Source organism: Streptomyces sp. NPDC007991 (assembly GCF_042958445.1).
GTDB lineage: Bacteria > Actinomycetota > Actinomycetes > Streptomycetales > Streptomycetaceae > Streptomyces.
In genome coordinates this window covers 139,402-157,294 of record NZ_JBIBJD010000005.1, presented here as the reverse complement: position 1 = coordinate 157,294, position 17,893 = coordinate 139,402, and the positions used below count along the sequence as shown (strand labels likewise).

General features: G+C 69.4%; 18 protein-coding genes and 1 pseudogene. 11 read left to right on the top strand and 8 right to left on the bottom strand.

Annotated features, from left to right (window positions below; translation table 11 throughout):
- Positions 1 to 146: 146 nt before the first annotated feature.
- Positions 147 to 524, top strand: coding sequence for a nuclear transport factor 2 family protein (locus tag ACFZDA_RS15360; protein ID WP_391080539.1), 378 nt, complete (start codon positions 147 to 149; stop codon positions 522 to 524).
- A 171-nt stretch (positions 525 to 695) separates the two neighbouring features.
- On the opposite strand, the gene ACFZDA_RS15355 is transcribed toward ACFZDA_RS15360, so the two are convergent.
- The gene (locus tag ACFZDA_RS15355) at positions 696 to 1,604 is read right to left on the bottom strand and encodes a BTAD domain-containing putative transcriptional regulator (RefSeq protein WP_391080536.1); all 909 of its coding nucleotides are present in this window, start codon (positions 1,602 to 1,604) and stop codon (positions 696 to 698) included.
- 177 nt (positions 1,605 to 1,781) lie between these two features.
- Here ACFZDA_RS15355 and ACFZDA_RS15350 point away from each other — a divergent pair, with 177 nt between their 5' ends.
- Positions 1,782 to 2,627, top strand: coding sequence for a WHG domain-containing protein (locus tag ACFZDA_RS15350; RefSeq protein ID WP_391080534.1), 846 nt, complete (start codon positions 1,782 to 1,784; stop codon positions 2,625 to 2,627).
- A 62-nt stretch (positions 2,628 to 2,689) separates the two neighbouring features.
- Here ACFZDA_RS15350 and ACFZDA_RS15345 read toward each other — a convergent pair whose 3' ends face one another.
- Entirely contained in the window at positions 2,690 to 3,517 is an 828-nt protein-coding gene (locus ACFZDA_RS15345; RefSeq protein WP_391080532.1) for a BTAD domain-containing putative transcriptional regulator, read from the bottom strand.
- Positions 3,518 to 3,822: 305 nt separating this feature from the next.
- On the opposite strand from ACFZDA_RS15345, the gene ACFZDA_RS15340 reads away from it, so the two are divergent.
- From ACFZDA_RS15340 to asnB, 8 genes are all read left to right on the top strand, one after another.
- Positions 3,823 to 4,062, top strand: coding sequence for a hypothetical protein (locus ACFZDA_RS15340; RefSeq protein ID WP_391080529.1), 240 nt, complete (start codon positions 3,823 to 3,825; stop codon positions 4,060 to 4,062).
- 177 nt (positions 4,063 to 4,239) lie between these two features.
- A complete protein-coding gene (locus tag ACFZDA_RS15335) occupies positions 4,240 to 4,569 on the top strand; it encodes an SCP2 sterol-binding domain-containing protein (RefSeq protein WP_388063044.1) in 330 nt (109 codons plus the stop codon).
- A gap of 23 nt (positions 4,570 to 4,592) precedes the next feature.
- Entirely contained in the window at positions 4,593 to 5,375 is a 783-nt protein-coding gene (locus tag ACFZDA_RS15330; RefSeq protein ID WP_391080525.1) for a methyltransferase domain-containing protein, read from the top strand.
- Positions 5,376 to 5,412: 37 nt separating this feature from the next.
- Positions 5,413 to 5,745, top strand: a complete 333-nt coding sequence (locus ACFZDA_RS15325) for a YciI family protein (protein WP_391080523.1) — start codon at positions 5,413 to 5,415, stop codon at positions 5,743 to 5,745.
- A 38-nt stretch (positions 5,746 to 5,783) separates the two neighbouring features.
- A complete protein-coding gene (locus ACFZDA_RS15320; RefSeq protein WP_391080520.1) occupies positions 5,784 to 8,276 on the top strand; it encodes a DHA2 family efflux MFS transporter permease subunit in 2,493 nt (830 codons plus the stop codon).
- 14 nt (positions 8,277 to 8,290) lie between these two features.
- Positions 8,291 to 8,632, top strand: a complete 342-nt coding sequence (locus ACFZDA_RS15315; protein ID WP_388063040.1) for a TfoX/Sxy family protein — start codon at positions 8,291 to 8,293, stop codon at positions 8,630 to 8,632.
- The gene (locus tag ACFZDA_RS15310) at positions 8,622 to 9,320 is read left to right on the top strand and encodes a DUF2461 family protein (protein WP_391080516.1); all 699 of its coding nucleotides are present in this window, start codon (positions 8,622 to 8,624) and stop codon (positions 9,318 to 9,320) included. Before ACFZDA_RS15315 ends, ACFZDA_RS15310 begins: the two co-directional genes overlap by 11 nt.
- 91 nt (positions 9,321 to 9,411) lie before the next feature.
- Complete coding sequence (gene asnB / locus ACFZDA_RS15305) at positions 9,412 to 11,265, top strand: asparagine synthase (glutamine-hydrolyzing) (protein ID WP_391080513.1); 1,854 nt, start codon at positions 9,412 to 9,414, stop codon at positions 11,263 to 11,265.
- A gap of 381 nt (positions 11,266 to 11,646) precedes the next feature.
- On the opposite strand, the gene ACFZDA_RS15300 is transcribed toward asnB, so the two are convergent.
- The 6 genes and pseudogenes from ACFZDA_RS15300 to ACFZDA_RS15275 form a co-directional block, all read right to left on the bottom strand.
- Positions 11,647 to 13,389 carry a GAF domain-containing protein gene (locus tag ACFZDA_RS15300; RefSeq protein WP_391080510.1) on the bottom strand — a complete coding sequence of 581 codons (1,743 nt, stop codon included), beginning with the start codon at positions 13,387 to 13,389 and terminating at the stop codon, positions 11,647 to 11,649.
- Positions 13,390 to 13,553: 164 nt separating this feature from the next.
- Positions 13,554 to 13,667, bottom strand: a pseudogene (locus ACFZDA_RS15295) (type I glyceraldehyde-3-phosphate dehydrogenase); the annotation flags it as partial.
- Between the two features lie 100 nt (positions 13,668 to 13,767).
- Entirely contained in the window at positions 13,768 to 14,460 is a 693-nt protein-coding gene (locus tag ACFZDA_RS15290) for a response regulator (protein ID WP_391080507.1), read from the bottom strand.
- A gap of 110 nt (positions 14,461 to 14,570) precedes the next feature.
- Positions 14,571 to 15,011 (bottom strand): pyridoxamine 5'-phosphate oxidase family protein, encoded by a 441-nt coding sequence (locus tag ACFZDA_RS15285; protein WP_391080504.1) that lies wholly within the window; start codon positions 15,009 to 15,011, stop codon positions 14,571 to 14,573.
- Positions 15,012 to 15,303: 292 nt separating this feature from the next.
- Positions 15,304 to 15,786: a hemerythrin domain-containing protein gene (locus ACFZDA_RS15280; RefSeq protein ID WP_391080501.1), complete on the bottom strand. Its 483-nt coding sequence runs from the start codon at positions 15,784 to 15,786 to the stop codon at positions 15,304 to 15,306.
- A gap of 45 nt (positions 15,787 to 15,831) precedes the next feature.
- A complete protein-coding gene (locus tag ACFZDA_RS15275) occupies positions 15,832 to 17,040 on the bottom strand; it encodes an MFS transporter (RefSeq protein WP_391081702.1) in 1,209 nt (402 codons plus the stop codon).
- 383 nt (positions 17,041 to 17,423) lie between these two features.
- Here ACFZDA_RS15275 and ACFZDA_RS15270 point away from each other — a divergent pair, with 383 nt between their 5' ends.
- Positions 17,424 to 17,846: a pyridoxamine 5'-phosphate oxidase family protein gene (locus ACFZDA_RS15270; RefSeq protein ID WP_391080498.1), complete on the top strand. Its 423-nt coding sequence runs from the start codon at positions 17,424 to 17,426 to the stop codon at positions 17,844 to 17,846.
- The last annotated feature ends 47 nt before the right edge of the window (positions 17,847 to 17,893 follow it).

The following is a 17,893-nucleotide window of genomic DNA, read 5'->3' as shown; positions in this document are numbered from 1 at the left end:
CATTGATCCCCTTCGCCCATGGGCCATTCGGCGGCCCCGGACGGCGGGGGGCGTGTCCCCGGCGGGCCTGCCCCGGTTGAGCAGGGGGCAGCGGTCGACTCTCGATCGAGCGCCGCGCGTTCACCTCGACACAACAGGAAGCTGCCATGATCGACGCACCCAGCCCAGCCCTGGAGACCGCCCTCGCCTACCACCGGGCCTGGACCGGTCACGACTTCGACCGGGCCATGACCTACATCGACGACGACATCGTGTGCGAGGCACCGGCCGGACGCCTCCAGGGCGCCGACGCGTTCAGGGGGTTCATGGAGCCCTTCACGCACATTCTCACCGACTCCAGCCTGCTGGCCGCTTTCGGCGACGAGACGACGGCGCTGCTGATGTACGACACCAGGACGCTGCCGGTCGAGAGCGCGCCCGGGGCAGAGTGCCTGACGGTTAAAGACGGCGCCATCACGCATATGCGGATCATCTTCAACCAGGCACCGTTCATCGCCGCGGAGGCCCGGGCGGCCGGATCGTGACCGCGGGGGCCTGACCGCGGGGTCGTGCTCGCTGGGTCATGGCGCCGGGCCGGGCGCCGTGCTCCGAAGCCCACGGACGTCAACGCGCCGTGGATCGGTCGGGGCAGGCGCCCGCCAGGGCCCTTGCCGCCCGCACCCGAGCGGTACTCGGATCACTGCGGTGACGTCTGCTCAGATCACCGCGGTGACGTCCCGCCGCGCCGGGGCGGGGGCCGGCCGCCCTGGAACGCGGCCGAGCTGCGGCGTATGCATGATCCGCTCCCGCAGCGCCAGCAGGTGGCTGCCCGGCGCGGCGCCGAGGTCGCGCTCGACGGACCGCAGGAACAGTGACAGCTGGTCCAGCGCATACGCGGCCCGGCCGAGCTTGAGGTGGGCCTCGATGATGGTGGTGACGGCCAGTTCGTTGTACGGGTCCAGCCGCAGCTTCTCGTAGGCGTACTCCAGCGCCTCGTCCAGCTCGCCTCGTGCACTGTGGATCTGGATCAGGCGGAGCAACGCCTGCGCGGAGAGCCCCTCGTACTGCCTGCGGTAGGGGGCCAGCCACTGCTGCTGGGCCTCCTCACCCTCGAGGAACCGGCGGACGGTGTAGGCGGCGACCCTGCTGTAGTAGAAGCAGGCACGGCGTGCGTCCCCCCGGGCGTCGCAGGTGCGCGCCTGTTCGAAGAGCCGCTCCACCTCGTGCACGTCGCTCCACCACCCTTCGTCGGCTTCGAAGCGGTAGAAGTTGGTGCCGCTGCGGTGGATGAAGGACGACTCCTGCCCCGGCCGCAGATCCGGCTCGAGCATCCGCCGCAGGCAGTGCATGCCGACATGGAAGCCGCTGGCAGCCTTGTCCGGGGCGGTGTCCTGCCAGCCGAGGTCGATGAGCTGGTCCATGGACACCGGCTTGCCGGGGTTCAGCAGGAACCACTTGAGCAACAACAGTGCCTTCTCCCGGCGTTGCCGACGCCGGCCGAGCACCTCTTCCCCCTTGAAGACCCGAAAGGGCCCGAACAGGTAGGCCCGGTAGGTGGCTTGATGCTCCCGATCCCGTGGATGACTCCACTCGGGCTCCGGAAGCAGGGCTGGTCCCGATGTCATACCTCGCACGTTCGCCCTCCCCGTTTTGTTGCGTAGCGATCGTGTATGGGTATTGGGTCAGTTACTAGCATTAACGGTGAACGGTGTTCACGAGCGTTGTCAAGCGTTACCGTGGATCCGGCAGCTGGGCATACCTGCCTCTGCGCGCCTTGACGGTGAAGGACTTGGAGGTGCCGGATGAGTCAGGTCGATCCCGCGCGCGTGGAGCCGACGCGCCCGGCGTTGAGCCGCAGGGAGCGTCTGCGACAGTCCACCCTCGATGAGATCGTCCAGACCGGCCGGTCGCTGCTGCGTGAGGGCCGCGAGGTGACGCTGCGTGCCGTGGCGTCCGAGATGGGCTTCACCGCGCCCGCGCTGTACCGGTACGTCGGCAACGTCGCCGCGCTCAACCAGCTCCTGTCGAACCACATCTTCGCCGAGATCGTCCACGAGATGTCCACGACGGCCCAGCCCTATGGCGACGACGACCCCGCGGCGCAGATGGTCGCGGCCGCCACCGCCTTCCGCTGCTGGGCGCTGGAGCACATCGACGAGTTCCAGCTGGTGTTCCACACGAACTCCCTCTCGGGGGAGCACGTCACTCGGTCCGAGGCCGGCAAGCCGCTGAATCCGCTCGCGCCGTCCACCGCGACGGGCGCCGCCGACGGGGTGCAGAAGTTCGCCGAGTTCTTCGGGGGGATCTTCGTCAGACTGTCGCAGCAGCGCCCGTTTCCCGTGCCCGCCCCCGAGGAGCTCGACGACGCGTTCGCGGCCGTCCACTCCCCCGGCGGGGACGGCGGACCCGACCTCGTCGGACTCCTCGGCGCGGACGGGCTGGGCCTGATCTGGCTGTTCGAACTGTCCTGGGCACAGCTGTACGGCATCGTGACCCTTGAGGTGTTCGGCCACATCCGTCCTCAGCTGATCAAGTCGGGGGCCCTGTTCACCGCCGTGATGCGGGACATCGGCAGCCGCGCCGGGATGGCCGACGACTGGGACCGCCTGGCGGCGGTCAGCCAGGAGGTAGTGGCCCGCAGGGCGTAGCGCCGGAAGATGACGGCCGGTCAGGGGCCGCCGCGGCTCGGCGCGACGCCCCGGCATCGGCGTCATCGCGCCCACCTCACCCGCTCCCACAAGGCCCGCAGTTCAGGGCTGGGCGGCACCCCGAGATCCTCCCGCAGGAGGCCGACGAACTGCTCGAGCTGCGCAACGGCCCCCGTCAGGCTGCCTTGCTGGAGATGGATCTCCACGACGGCTGTGGCCGCCTCCTCCGAGTAGGGGTCACGGTCCAAAATCCTCATCGCGCAGGTCAGCGCCTCATACAGATGGCCGGTCTGACGGTGCAGGCGTAACAGCTGGAGCAGGGCTTCCTCGTGGCCGCGCTCATGGGCCGCCCGGAAGGGCGCGAAGGCGTCGTGGTACACCTCCTCCGGCAGGAAGCCCTGGTCGTAGTAGGCCAGCAAGCGTTCGTACGACGCTATCGCCGCCGGTGTGTTGCCCGCCCTGCGTGCGGCACACGCGGACTTCCACAGCAGCACGACGTTCTCGGCATCCGTCCACCAGCAGCCGGACGGGTCGAACCAGTAGTGCCCGTTCGGGTCCGACCGAATGAACTTCGACGGCTGTCTGGTGGCGAGCTCGGGCTCCAGGATCCGACGCAGGGAGTGCTGTGTCACATGGAGCCGGTTCGCCCGATCCCCCGGACTGCCGGGCCAGAGCACGTCCGCGAGCTCACTGTCGCGGAACTCCTGTCCGGGGTTGAGCAGGAACCACTTGAGCAGCGTGCGCGCGCTCGCCCGCCCCCTGCACGGGTCCCCCAACGGGGCGCCCGCGCGATGCACCCGGAACGGGCCGAAGAGCCACGCCTCATACTCCCGGCGCGCATCGGCCGACCGGCCGGCGTCGTCCGGTGAGCCCCCTGGTGATCCGTCCATTCCGCCCCCCGTACTCCCTGAACAGCACCACGGTCGACCCGTCGTTCCCCTGGCGGAACCATCCGAATCACCCGGTATGCAAGTGTTGGCCACCTAAGTACCCACATCCCGGCGGATCCCGGCCTGCGGCAAGGACCGCCCCTCCGGCTTGACCAGGCATGCTGCCAGCAGCAAGCGAAAGCTATAGGGCCTCGATTCAGCCACCTTTCTCCCGGTGTAAGTCGTCTGTAACCGCACCGCCGGAAAGTCCCCTTCTGCATCGAGGGGGATCCATGAGCCGACCGCCAGGGCAACGGACGTCCAGCATGTCCACCGCGACGCGGGAGTTGCTCGCGCTGGGGCTGCGCAGGCAGCTCGGCCTCAGCCGGGTCGCGCCCGACCACTACGACGCTCCGGACCCCGGCGCCGGTTCAGGGGCATCGATGGTGGAGACCGCCGCCCACTATCTGTACGACATCCTCCTGCTCAATGACCTGACCCCGCCTCACGAGGGCGGCGGCACCACTTTCCCGACCCGTAAGCGATCGGTAAGTCGCCGGGACTAGCTTCACCGAGGCAGCCGCAGAGGCTGCCTCCCGCACATCCCCGGTCCGAGAAAGGGACCGCACAGTGCTCTCCCACCTGGACGCGGTGGGCGACCACCTCCAGCTGTTCGATGTGTATCCGCAGGTCAAAGAGATCCAGAGCCAACTCGGCCTGGACTGACCACAAGGAGCCGACCGATGTCCATGACCGTCGAGGAGTTGTTCGAGCACCTGTCGACGCGCTTCAACACGGAGGCCGCCGCAGGCCTGAATCGGACCCTGCAGTGGAAGATCACCGATGTGGACCCGGGCATCTGGGCCTTCGAGATCAAGGACGGGCAGGGCCGTCTCATCCCGGGTGGGGTCGACGAGCCCGACACGACCTTCGTGACCAGCAGCGAGACATGGGTCGCGATCGCCGAGGGCCGCCAGGACGCGATGCGCGCCTTCATGACCGGAAAGCTCAAGGTCAAGGGCGACATGATGCTCGCGATGAAGGTCCCCAAGCTCTTCGAAACCGGCGTCTGACACCTGACCGAGGAGTTGACGACGTGCACAAACCGGCCGAGCACGAAAGCGATCCCGAGAAGGTCCGCCTGGAGCAGGTCGCGGCCCTCACCGACCCCGCCACCATCCGCTACCTCGAGCAGATCGGGGTCCGCGAGGGGTGGACCTGTGCCGAAGTCGGGGCGGGCGCGGGATCGATCGCACAATGGCTGTCCAACCGGGTGGGCCACTTCGGCAAGGTCCATGCCATCGACATCGAGACCGCGTACATGGAAGGGCTGTCCGCGCCCAACCTCGAGATCCGGCAGCAGGACATCACGACGACACCGCTGGACGAAGGCGCCTACGACCTCGTCCACTCCAAGATCCTCCTGATGCATCTGCCGGACCGGGAGCGCGTACTCGGTGAGTTCGCCAAAGCACTCAAGCCCGGTGGTCACCTTCTGGTCGAAGAGGCCGACATCCGCAGCATTCAGCGGGTCGATCCGCCCTCTCCGCTGCTCACCCGGGCCGCCACCGCCCTGGAGACCTTCTTCTATTTCGGTGGCGCCGACCCCGGATACGGAATGAAGCTCCTGCCGGCATTCCGCCGCACCGGACTCAAGTTCATGGGAACCGACTGCCAGCTCACCGCGGTGCAGGCGGGCACCCCCGAGATGCAGACCATCGTGCTGAGTCTGGCCAAGCTCGCCCCGGTGATCACCAAGGTCGGCCTGATGGGGCAGAAGGAGATCGAGGCTGCCTTCGACGAGCTCCAGCAGCCCTCGGACACGGTCCTGTACACCCCGATCACCGTTTCCGTCTGGGGCCGGCGGGACGAGGACTGACCGCCCGCCTCGGCGGCGCACGGAAAGGACAGCCGCATTGCTGTACGCAGTCATCGCCTATGACAGCACCGACCCCGGGACCTTCGAGCGGCGGATGCTCGTCCGTCCGGCCCATATGGCCAACGGCGAGAAGATGTTGGCCGACGGAAGCTTCCTGTTCGGCGGGGGAATTCTCGACGGCGCCGGAAAGATGACCGGCGGAGTTCTGATCGTCGACTTCGAGACCCGCGACGAGATCGACGAATGGCTCAAGAACGAGCCCTACATCGTCAACAAGGTGTGGGACCGCGTGGAGGTGCACCCCTTCCTCGTACCTCCCCAGTTCCTCAGCCTCTTCCCGAAGTACCAGGAGCAGCCGACCGCCGGCTGAGCCCCTCACCACGCACATTCTCAGGGAGCTCACGCACCATGGAGACAACATCACGCAGCAGCAGGGCTCTGACGCTCCTGGTCACCAGCCTGGGGTCGTTCATGGTCCTGCTCGACGGGTCCATCATCTTCGTCGCCCTGGGCGAGATCCAGAAGGATCTCGGCGCGGAGATCTCGCAACTCCAGTGGACCGTCGACGCCTACACGCTGCCATTCGCCGCGCTGATGCTGACGACCGGAACCTTAGGAGACCGGCTCGGCCGCAAACGGGTGTTCCTGACGGGGCTGGTCGTCTTCGTCGTCGGCTCCGCCCTGTGCGGTTTCACGGACAGCTTCAGTGTGCTCGTCCTCGGTCGGGTCCTGCAGGGGATCGGCGCCGCCGCCATCGAAACCGGAAGCCTTTCCCTGTTGGTGTCGACCTTCAGTGACCCGCCGGGCCGAGCGAAGGCGATCGGTATCTGGACGGCCGTCTCCGGCGTGGCGCTGGCCCTGGGCCCGCTGTTCGGCGGCGTCCTGATCGAGTCCTTCAGCTGGCACGCGATCTTCCTGATCAACCTGCCGGTCGGCGTGCTGGCCCTGGTCCTCGGCGTCCGCTGGCTGATCGAGTCGCGGAACCCGGGCGCCGGCCATCTCGACGTCCCCGGCCAGATCCTCGTGACCGCTGGTCTGTTCTGCCTGATCATGGGGCTGATCCAGGGCGAGCGAGAGGGATGGGGATCCCCGCTGATCGTCGGCCTTCTGGTCGGATCCGTTCTGCTGCTGGGTGCGTTCCTGGCCGTGGAGATGCGCAGCCGGGAGCCGATGCTGCCGCTCGATCTGTTCCGCAACCGCACCTTCGCGGTGTCCAGCGTCATCGCGTCGCTGCTCGGATTCATCATCGTCGGCGCGATGTTCTTCATGGCCCAGTACTTCCAGACCGTGCAGACGCATTCGGCGCTGGAGACGGGTCTGCGTCTGCTCCCGCTGACGCTGGGCATCTTCTTCTTCTCGCCGCCGGCGAGCACCATCGCCGGCAAGCTCGGGCCGCGCATTCCGATCATCGTGGGCGGGGTGCTGGTGAGCGCCGGCTTCCTTCTGCTGATGACGGTGGAGGCGGACTCCGGATTCGGCTCGGTGTGGTGGAAGCTCGGGCTCGTCGGGGGCGGCATCGGCTGCATGTTCGCCCCGCTGACGCTGGCCGTGATGGCGTCCACGCCTCCGGAACGGGCGGGTCTGGGCTCCTCGATGATCAACACCACGAGGATCGCGGGTTTCACCGCCGGTGCGGCGGTTCTGGGCACGGTCGTCGTGGCCGTGTTCAAGGACAAGGTCGTCGCGGCTCTCACCGATCTGGACGTCGCCAGGGGCGTCGGCCACCAGATCGTGGAGCGCATCGGCGGATCGGGCGCGAGTGCCGGTCAGGGTGCGGGGGCGATCCCCGATCTGCCCGTTGACCGGGCCGAGTTCACCTCTGCGGTGCATCAGTCCTTCGTCGACGCCATCCACGTCGCGTTCCTGATCTGCGCCGGCTGCACGCTCCTCATCGCGGTGCTCGCCGCGGCGCTGATGACCCGCGGGCCGGTGTCCGACCCCGTCGCCCTTGCCGGGACCGCGGGCGGTACGGACGGGCCGGACGTCAGGTCGGCGGGCGTTCCGGACGGCAAGGGCGTTGCCCGCGCCGACACCACACGGCTGCCCTCGGCGCTCGTCGGGACCGAGTGGCTCGCCGAGCATCTGGGACGGCCGGGAATCGTCGTCGTCGACTGCACGGTGAACCTCCGGCTGCTGCCCGAGGGCGGCGTCGATCTCGGCCCCGGTCACGACGGCTACCTAGAGGGGCATGTCCCGGGCGCCGTCTTCGCCGATCTCCTCGTGGAACTGGCCGACCCCACCGCGCCCAAACCGTTCGCCATTCCGCCGGCCGACGTCCTGGCCGCCGCCATCGAGCGGCTCGGCATCAGCAACGACGACACCGTGATCCTCTACGATCGCGCCCACACGGCGTTCGCGACCCGGCTCTGGTGGATGCTGCGATGGCTCGGCCACGACAACGCCGCCGTGCTCGACGGGGGCTGGAGGAAGTGGACCGCCGAGGGCCGCCCGGTGAGCAAGGACGTGCCCGAGGTGAGCCGCGGCAGCTTCGCGGCCCGGCCCCGTCCCGAGCTGTTCGTCACCCGTGACCAGGTGCAGGCCGCCATCGATGTTCCAGGCGTCTGCCTCGTCAACGCGTTGTCACCCGAACAGCACGCCGGCCACATCCCGGTCGCGCACGGCCGCGTCGGCCACATCCCCTCCAGCGTCAACGTTCCGGCGGCGGCGCTCATCGACCCGGACACCGGCTGCTTCCTTGCGGCCCGGCAACTCACCGCCAGGTTCGAGGCGGTCGGTGCCACGCAGGCCCGGCAGGTCGTCGCCTACTGCGCCGCGGGGGTGGACGCCACCATCGACGCGTTCGCGCTGCAAATGCTGGGGGTGCGTGAAGTGGCTCTTTACGATGATGGCCTCGTGGAATGGAGCGGCGATCCGGCGCTGCCCCTGGCCACCACGATCTAGGAGGACAGCCGAGGATGGCGTACGACCAGGAACTCGCAGACCGGATCAGAGAAGCCCTCTCCACCCAGCGGCAGGTGCGCGAGGTGCGGATGTTCGGTGCTCTGGCCTTCATGGTCAACGGCAGCATGGCGGTCACGGCCAACGCGGACGGCCGCCTCATGGTCCGCTGCGACCCCGACCGGGCCGAGAAGCTGCTGGAGCGGGAGGGCGCCGACTGGGCGGAGATGCGCGGGAAGCCCATGGGCAAGGGCTGGATCGTCGTCGCCGACCACGGCATCGAATCGGACGAGGCCTTCGACGGCTGGATGACGGAGGCCCTGGACTACAACAGGAAGGTGAGCGGTAGTGACGACTGAGAAGGGTGCGCAGACCACCCCGCCCTTCGACGGGTTCCCGCCCGAACTGTTCACCTTCCTGGAGGGCTTGGAGAAGGACAACTCCAAGACGTACTGGGAGGCTCACCGGGCCGTCTGGGAGGCGTCCGTGAAGGAGCCGGTGAACCGTCTCATGGCCGACCTGGAGGACGAGTTCGGGCCGCTGCGCACGTTCCGGCCCAACCGTGACGTCAGGTTCTCCCAGGACAAGTCCCCGTACAAGACGTGGGTCGGCGTCACCACCAGCGACCGGGCGGTGGGCGGAATCGGCGCCTTCCTCCGGCTGGACGCCGACGGCATGCGGCTGGCGGGCGGGGCCATGGCCCTGGCGCCGGACCAGATCAAGCGGTTCCGCACCGCCATCGACAGCGGCGAGTCCGCGGCGGAATTCGACAGCATCCAGCGGCAGTTGGCCGATCAGGGCCTGCCCGTGGAGCCGGGCATGCAGCCCGTGCTCAAGCGGGTCCCCACCGGCTTCCCTGCGGATCACCCCCGCGGCGAACTCCTGCGCTGGAAGGGCGCGGTGGTCATCAAGGAGCATCAGCTGGCCGGCTGGATGCATGAGCCGCGGGCCATCGAGGCGGTGCGCGAACTCTGGAGGGCCACGCGGCCGCTGAAGGAGTGGATCGAGACGCACGTCGGGGAGAGCGAGGCGCCGCGCCGCCGCTGATCCGGCGCGACGGCGGTACCGGGGAACTCACGCGAGCGGGTGAGCGAGCGGGACGTGCGGGACGTTTCTGCAGACCACAGGAGGACGGCAGATGTGTGGCATAACCGGCTGGATTTCGTTCGACCGTGACCTCACCCGCGAACGGGAGACCCTGGACGCCATGACGCAGACCATGGCGTGCCGGGGCCCCGATGCCTCCGGCACATGGGTCGATCGGCACGCCGCCCTCGGTCACCGAAGGCTGGCCGTGATCGACCTGCCCGGCGGGAAGCAGCCGATGACGGTGCGGACCCCGACCGGCGAGGTAACCCTCGTCTACAGCGGCGAGACCTACAACTTCACCGAACTGCGGCATGAGTTGGTACAGCGAGGAGAACGCTTCGAGACCGCCAGTGACACGGAGGTCGTCCTGCGCGGATACCTGTGCTGGGGCGAGGCCGTGGCCGAGCGGCTCAACGGCATGTACGCGTTCGCGATCTGGGATGCACGGGCCCGGAAACTGGTGATGATCCGCGACCGGCTCGGGATCAAGCCGTTCTACTACTACCGCACGGCCGACGGCCTGCTGTTCGGCTCGGAGCCGAAGGCGATTCTGGCCAACCCGCTCGCCGAGCGCGTGGTCGACGCGGACGGACTGCGTGAGACGTTCTCGTACTGCTTCACTCCCGGGCACGCGATCTGGTCGGGCATGCGGCAGGTCGAGCCCGGCACCGTGGTCACGATCGACGCCGCCGGACTTCGGGAGCGCACCTACTGGCGGCTGGAGACCCGTCCGCACACCGACGACGTGGCCACCACCGTCGGACGCGTCCGCGAGTTGCTCGAGGACACGGTGCGCCGACAGCTCGTCGCGGATGTGCCGCGCTGCGTGCTGCTGTCCGGTGGCCTGGATTCCGGCACGCTCACCGCGTTGTCCGCGGCCCATCTGGGCGACGAGCGGGTGCGGACGTTCGCTGTCGACTTCATGGACCATGCGGCGAACTTCAAGTCGGACGACCTGCGGGACACTCCCGACGCGCCCTATGTGAAGGACGTCGCGGAGCATGTCGGTTCGGAGCACGCCGACATCGTGATCGGCCCTAAGACACTGGCCGACCCGGCGATCCGACAGGCCGTGATCGGCGCGCGCGACCTGCCGATGACGATGGGCGACATCGACTTCTCGCTGTATCTGCTGTTCAAGGAGATCCGGCAGCGGTCGACGGTGGCCCTGTCGGGCGAGGCGGCCGACGAGATATTCGGCGGCTACAAGCACATGCACGTCCCCCAGATCCAGCAGGCCCACGCGTTTCCCTGGATCGCGCTCAACATCGGCGCGTTCGACAAGGACGGCACGGGTCTCAACCCGCAGCTGTGGTCCGGCCTCGGGCTGGAGGAGTACCGGAAGGACTCGTACGCGAGTGCTCTGGGAGAGGTCGAGCGGCTCGGCTCCGGCGACGTCTACGCCTGCGAGGACGACTTCGAGCACCGTATGCGGATCATGCTCCATCTGCACCTGACCCGGTTCATGCGCTACCTCCTCGACCGGAAGGACCGGCTGAGCATGGCGCTCGGGCTCGAGGTCCGCGTGCCGTTCTGCGATCACCGGATCGTCGAGTACGTCTACAACACGCCCTGGGCGTTGAAGACCTACGACGGTCGGGAGAAGAGCCTGCTTCGGGGTGCCGTCAAGGACATGCTGCCGGAGTCGGTCGCCTGGCGCCCGAAGAGCGCCTATCCCTCCACGCAGGACCCCTATTACGCCCAGGAGCTCCAACGGCAGGCCAAGGAACTGCTGAGCGACCGCGGCCATGGAGTCTTCGAGTTGGTGAACCGGCAATGGCTGGAGAGCGCGACCGGGAAGGACACAGCCGGGATGGACAGGCTGACCCGGCTGGGTCTCGAGCGAACGTTGGATCTCGCCACCTGGATCGATGCCTACCGCCCCACGCTCAGGCTCCCCTGACGGGACGGCCGGGTCGGCCGCACCGAGGCCCGCTGAGCACAGTGGGGCCGGGTCGCCGGCGGCGGCTCGGCACACGCCGCGCGCCGCGCGCCCGTCGTGCGGCCCCCTGCGCCTGGCTACGTGATGTCGAGGACATCCCGCACAGGCCGGCGCGGGGTGGCCGGGCCCCTCGCCGCGGGTGCTCAGCACGGCCAGGTGCGGGGTGTACTCGAAGGCGGTGGTGCCGCGGTCGGCCACCGGCCTGCGTCCGGAGAAGTCCCGTACGGGGCAATGTCTCGGCATCCCAGGGGCCGGGGAAGGCCAGCGTCGCCCCCTCCCGCGCCGCCACCTTCCTGCAACGTGGTCCACGCCGGGCCGGGTCCCGCAACCACCTCGCAGTGATCACCTTTCCGAGGGGCCCTGCGCTTCCCTCACCGGGGCATGCCACACCAGTCGCGTTCCGCCGCCGTCCCGGCCGGCGAGTTCCATGTCCCCGCCGAGCTTCCTGGCCCGTTCGGCCATGTTGGCGAGGCCGCTGCGGCGGCCCTCCTCGGGTACGCCCACACCGTTGTCGGTGACCGTGAGGCTTACCTCGTTGCCGTCGGTCTCCAGCACCACCTCGGCGCGGTCGGCGTGCGCGTGGCGGGCGATATTGGTGAGGGACTCGGACAGCACGGCCACGATGTGGTCGGCGGTCTCCTTCGGGACATGGGTGTCGAGCAGTCCCTCCATGCGCACACTGGGCGCGAAGCCCAGGACGGGTGCCGCCTCACCGACCGCGCGTACCGCTCGGGCCCGCAGGCCGGGGGCCGCGTCGTCGTCGCGCGTGCGCAGGCCGAAGATCGTCGATCGAATGATCTTGATGGTTTCGTCAAGGTCGTCGACGGCCCGCAGCACGCGCTCCGAGGCCTGCGCGTGCTCGATGAGGCGGCCGGCGCTCTGCAGGGTCATCCCGGTGGCGAACAGCCGCTGGATGGCCAGGTCGTGCAGGTCCCGGGCGATCCGGTCACGATCTTCGAGAACAGCGATCTGCTCGGCGTCCTTACGGCGTTCGGCGAGCTCCATGGCGACCGCGGCCTGCGCGGCGAAGCCCTGCAGCGGCTCCATCTCCTTCTGGGAGAACTCGTTCGCGCCCGCCTCACGCACCAGCAGCACGACCCCGCGTACGCCGTCCCCCGTCCCCACGGGCACGGCGACGGCCGGGCCGAGGCCGGAAAAGCGCGGCGGACCGGCCGAGATCCGGTCGTCCTGGGAGATGTCCGGGCTGGTCACCGGTGCCACGTCGGCGAAGGCCCGCCCGACGATGCTGCCCCTGACGGGCAGCACCAGCCCGCGGTGGGCCTCCGCCTGCCGGCCGATGGCCAGCTCCACGGTGAGCGCGTCGGTGTCCTGCATCGGCACCGCGACCACGGCGAGTCCGGCGCCGGTGATGTCCCGCGCTCGCTCGGCGATCAGCCGCAGTACCTCCGCTTGGTCGCCGCCGGACATCAGGCTGTGGGTGATCTCGGCGTTCGCTTGCAGCCACCGCTCACGCAGCCGGGACTCCTCGTACAGACGGGCGTTGTCGATGGCGACGCCTGCGGCCACGGCGAGGGTGGACAGGACCGCCTCGTCCTCCTCGTCGAAGTCGGTCCCGCCCCGCTTCTCGGTCAGGTACAGGTTGCCGAACACCTGGTCCCGGACCCGGATGGGGACTCCCAGGAACGTGTTCATCGGGGGATGGTGCGGCGGGAAACCATAGGAGGCCGGATGCTCGGAGAGCTTCGGCAGGCGCAGCGGCTCGGGGTGGCGGATCAGCTCACCCAGGATGCCGTGCCCCTCCGGGTAGTTCCCGATGCGGGCGATCTGGTCCTCACTGACGCCGACCGTGTGGAAGGCCGACAGCCGCTTGCCGTCCGGGCCGATCACGCCGAGTGCGCCGTACTGCGCGTCCACCAGTGCCGTCGCGGCCTCCACGATGCTGTACAGCGCCTGCTCCAGGTCGAGTTCCCGGCCGACCGACAGCACCGCTTCCAGCAGACTGTGCACCCGGTCCTGGGTCCCCCGGGCCGCGTCGATGCGGGCCTGCAACTCCTCCAGCAGCTCGTCCAGCCTGAGCTGGGGCAGCCTGACCTGAGCCTTCCGAGCCTCCTCGGAGCCTGACAACGTGGTCCTCCAACCGTCCGCGTCGAGCCGACCGCCGTCCGCTCATCTGCCACGGTAGCGGTCGGCGCGACCGCGCGGGCCGCACCGGTGCTGGTGGGATGGTGTTGACAGCGGCGCTCCGGCCCCGGCGCGGGTCCGTGAGCGGACCGTCGAGGACCCGGCGAGGTGAGATCGTCGACCGCCGCGACCTCGATGGAGGTGCCTGCGGGGTTCTCCGCGCGCTTCAGCGCGCAGCGCAGGTAGTTGCGTCCGAGGCGGCCGAAGCCGTTGATGCCCACGCGTACATCAGCCGTCCGTCGGCGTGTGGGGCGGGGCTTGCGCCCAGTGGGGTCAACCGGGAAGGCGTCGATACCGCCTCGCCGATGCTCCGGCTCCGGCTCAGCGTCCTTCGCCGCGGAGCCGGTCCTGTGCCTGAGTGGCGATGACCGCGGCCTGGATCCGACGTTCCACGCCCAGCTTGGCCAGCAGGCGGGAGATGTGGTTCTTCACCGTCTTCTCCGCCAGGTACAGCCGCTGGCCGATCTGCCGATTGGTCAGGCCCTCACCGATCAGGGCCAGAATCTCCCGCTCCCTCTCGGTCAGCCCCGGCAGGGCGTCCGGCTCTGCCTCCTGCTTCTGGCCTCCCCGCAGCCTCGCCATCAGCTTGGTCGTGGCGCTCGGGTCCAGCAGCGACTGGCCACGGGCCACGGTGCGCACCGCCGAGACCAGGTCCGAGCCCTGGATCTGCTTCAGGACGTACCCGGACGCACCTGCCATGATCGAGTCCAGCAGGGCTTCCTCGTCGTCGAACGAGGTCAGCATCAGGCAGGCCAGCTCGGGCATGCTCGAGCGCAGTTCACGGCACACGGTCACACCGTCGCCGTCGGGCAGGCGGACGTCGAGGACCGCCACATCGGGGCGCAGCGCGGGGACGCGCACCAGAGCCTGCTCGACCGTGGCGGCTTCGCCGACGACCGTGATGTCCGGCTCGTCGTCCAGCAGGTCGTGCACACCACGCCGTACGACCTCGTGGTCGTCCAGGAGGAAGACCCTGATGGGGCCCCCGGTGCCGGCCTGCTCACTGTCCGCCATCAGTTACTCCTTGTGATGTCCTCTTCTTTCCATGGAATCCTTCCCCATCCGAGGGACTGGAGGCCAGGGCCGATGGTCCCTGATGACAGGATTCCACTCTCCGGAGAGGGTCAGGCGGTGAGGTCCACGCCGTACAGGGTGCGTCCGCCGACGAGTTCACGCCCGGTGACCAGTTCGGGCTCGATACGGACGAAGACTTCCTGCGGTGAGGGCACCCAGGAGGCCGGAACGGTGCGGGCCAGGCGTTCGTGCCCGGCGGGGTCGGTCACCACCGCGGCCGTACCGGTGACGATGACGCTCCAGCCGGAGTGCCGGACCGCGTCGACGTCGTCGACCTCGAAGGCGACCACCGCGCCGTCGATCGCGCGGACCAGTTCCGAGGACGCGGAGGTGCGCAGCACCACCGCGCCTTCGCCGTCCACACCGTGGTTCACCGGCAGCACGGCGGGCAGGGCCTGGCGCGTGTAGACGATGCGGCCGACGGGCACCATGGCCAGCCGCCGCAGGCACTCCTGCCGTCCGAGTTCGTGGAAACCGTCGTTGGTGTACATCAGCCGGCCCGTCTTTCGCTTGGTACACGGTTCTGCGTCACCCCCATCCTGAGGCGGATGCGGCCCGGGAATGAGGGGCCATCGGTCCCTGCCCTACCGGAGAAGGACCCGTGTCACACCGCACCACGCGGTCCCAGCCACGGCGCGGGGTGCGGGCGCCGAGCGGTGCGACGCCCGCGATTCCTTGTCGTGCGACCAGCGGTCCCGGTAGAACTCGTCCGCCTGCGCACCAGCGCCTCCGCCAGTTCGCCGTCCATGGCCGCTCGCGTCTGTTCCCGGCTGGTCTCCGTGCTCACCGTGCCACTCCGCCCCGGGACAGGGCGCCGCCTGCCTGCGTGCGCACCCTCTCGACCGCTTCCCACTCCTCCGTGCTGAGGTTGGCGAGCGCGGCCGGGAAAACCCCGTCCTGCTCCTTGAGGATGTGATCGCGCAGCAGGGCCATCGCCTCGATGAGCCGGTCCGGCCAGGTCGGGTCCGAGGGCGTCGTGCCGTCGGCGGCCTCGGCCAGCACCGCCTCGATGCGGCGGTGCTCGGCCTCCAGAGCGGCGATCTGCTCGGGGAAGTCCAGGGCCATCGCGGGGAACAGGCCGTGCTCCTCGACCTGCGTGTGCGGGTCGAGCACGGTGGTGATCTCGCGGGCGATCCGGGCCATCCGGGCCACGTCACCGTCCTGGCGGGCGGGGCGGAGGTGGCTGATCAGGCGGACGACCTCGTCGTGCTCACGGGTCAGCTCGTCGATCGACGCCAGCGACTGGCAGCCGCAGTACTCGCACACCGGTCTTCTCCTGTCCTTCGTTTCTGCCGGTCGGGGCGCTCGCCCTTACACGGTGATGCCGGCGGTGCGGTGCCGGCGCCGACCGCCGGTGCGGGGCCTCGCCCCGCCTTCGGATGCGGCGCGGACGGCGGTGAGGGTGAAGGTCAGCGCCCCGACGGCGACGATCGCGAGCAGGACGAGACCGATCGCGTACGACTCGTACGCCCCGTACAGCGAACCCATCACCAGCGGCGGCAGGAAGCCGCCCAGGCCGCCCGCGGCGCCGACCACGCCGGTGACGGAGCCGACCTGGTTGGCCGGGGTGCGCAGGGCCACCAGGGCGAACGTCGCCCCGCTGCCGGCACCGAGCGCTGCGGCCATGGCCAGGAAGGCGACGGTGCCCACCGGCGCCAGGACCGGAGTGAAGGACTGGGTCAAAGCCCCGGCCACGACCACGGCCAGCGAGCCGGCCAGTACGCGGACCGGGCCCACACGGTCGGACAGCCAGCCGCCGACAGGACGCATCGCGACCGCCAGCAGCACGAACCCGGCCATGCGGTTCGCGGCGTCCGCCTGGGTGAGGCCGTAGCCGGTCTTGAGGTAGGTGGGCAGGTAGACCGAGAAGGCGACGTAACCCCCGAACGCGACCGCGTACAGCGCGGATGCCTGCCAGGTGATGGGCAGCCGGGCGGTCACGGCCAGTCGGCGGACCAGCGGCTGAGTCGGCACGGTGCGGCCGGGCGCGTCACGCAGCAGCAGCGCGGCGGCCATGGCATACACGGCCAAGACAGCGGCGGTGATCAGGAACGGGGTGGACATGCTGCCCGCGTCGACCAGCTTCACGGTGGTCAGGGCGCTGATGGCCGTGCCTCCCATGCCTGCCCCGAAGACGCCGATGGCCAGGCCGCGGCGCTCGGGAGGGAACCAGGCGTTGACGAGCGGCACGCCGACGGCGAAGGCGGTGCCGCCGATCCCCAGGAAGAACCCGCCGATCAGCAGTGCGGCACGTGAGGAGTGCCCGGCCAGGCCGAGGTAGAGCACCGGCACGATGGTGACCGCCGACACGACAGGGAACATGACACGACCGCCGAACCGGTCGGTCAGCGCGCCCACCGGGATCCGTCCCAGGGAGCCGACCACGACCGGCACCGCCACGAGCAGCGACTGCTCGAACGACGACAGGTCGAGGCTGTCCTTGAACCGCGGGCCCAAGGGGCTCAGCAGCGCCCACGCCCAGAAGTTCACAGCGAATCCGACCGTGGCCAGGGCCAGCATCAGCCATGCCCGGCCGGACACCGGAGCGCCCGACGGCGAGCTCCCGATCTTCGACTTCAACGGCTGGACCATGTTGTCCGTCCCTCTCCTGTGCGTGGTGGTACGGCGCCACCGGGATCGCATGCGCACCACAGGCCCCTTGCCTGCGGAACGGCGCCCCGTCACCACTGTCGGCGTCAGGACTCACCGGAGGCATGGGCCGTCAGTCCCTACCGGCGGACGGACGGTCCCGGGGTTCGGACCCGGCAGTCCTTCCACAGCTCCTGCGGGCAGCGCCCTGTCTGCGTCCGCACCCGCGAAGCGACGGCTGCGATCGGCCTTCCTCGCGCCGGGAGGGCCGGTTGGCCCTACCCCCACACGGCGGCCGTGGGGACGATGGACTGATGTACCAGAACGACGCCTTTCGCGCACTCGACCGGCAGGAAAGCCTGCGCCTGCTCGCCAAGGTGCCGGTCGGCCGCGTGGTCTACACCCGGCAGGCATTGCCGGCGGTCCTCCCCGTCAACTTCTCCCTGGACACGGACGCCTCCGTTCTGCTGTGCACCTCGCCCGACTCGGACCTCGTACGCGCCGTCGACGGCGTCGTCGTCGCCTTCGAGGCGGACGAGTTCGACGCGGCAACCCGGTCCGGCTGGAGCGTGGTCGTCACCGGACGGGCCACCGTGGTGACCGACCCCGCCGAGCACGAGCGGCTGTCCCAGGACGGCCCCACGTCCTGGATGCCCCTGGAAGGGGCCGTGTTCGTGCGGATCGAATCCGAGATGGTCACGGGCCGGGAGCTCAACGGGGCGCTCGGCTATCCGTGAGGCGGGGCAGAGCGGGCCGGGCGACGGTCCTCGATCTGCACGGGCCA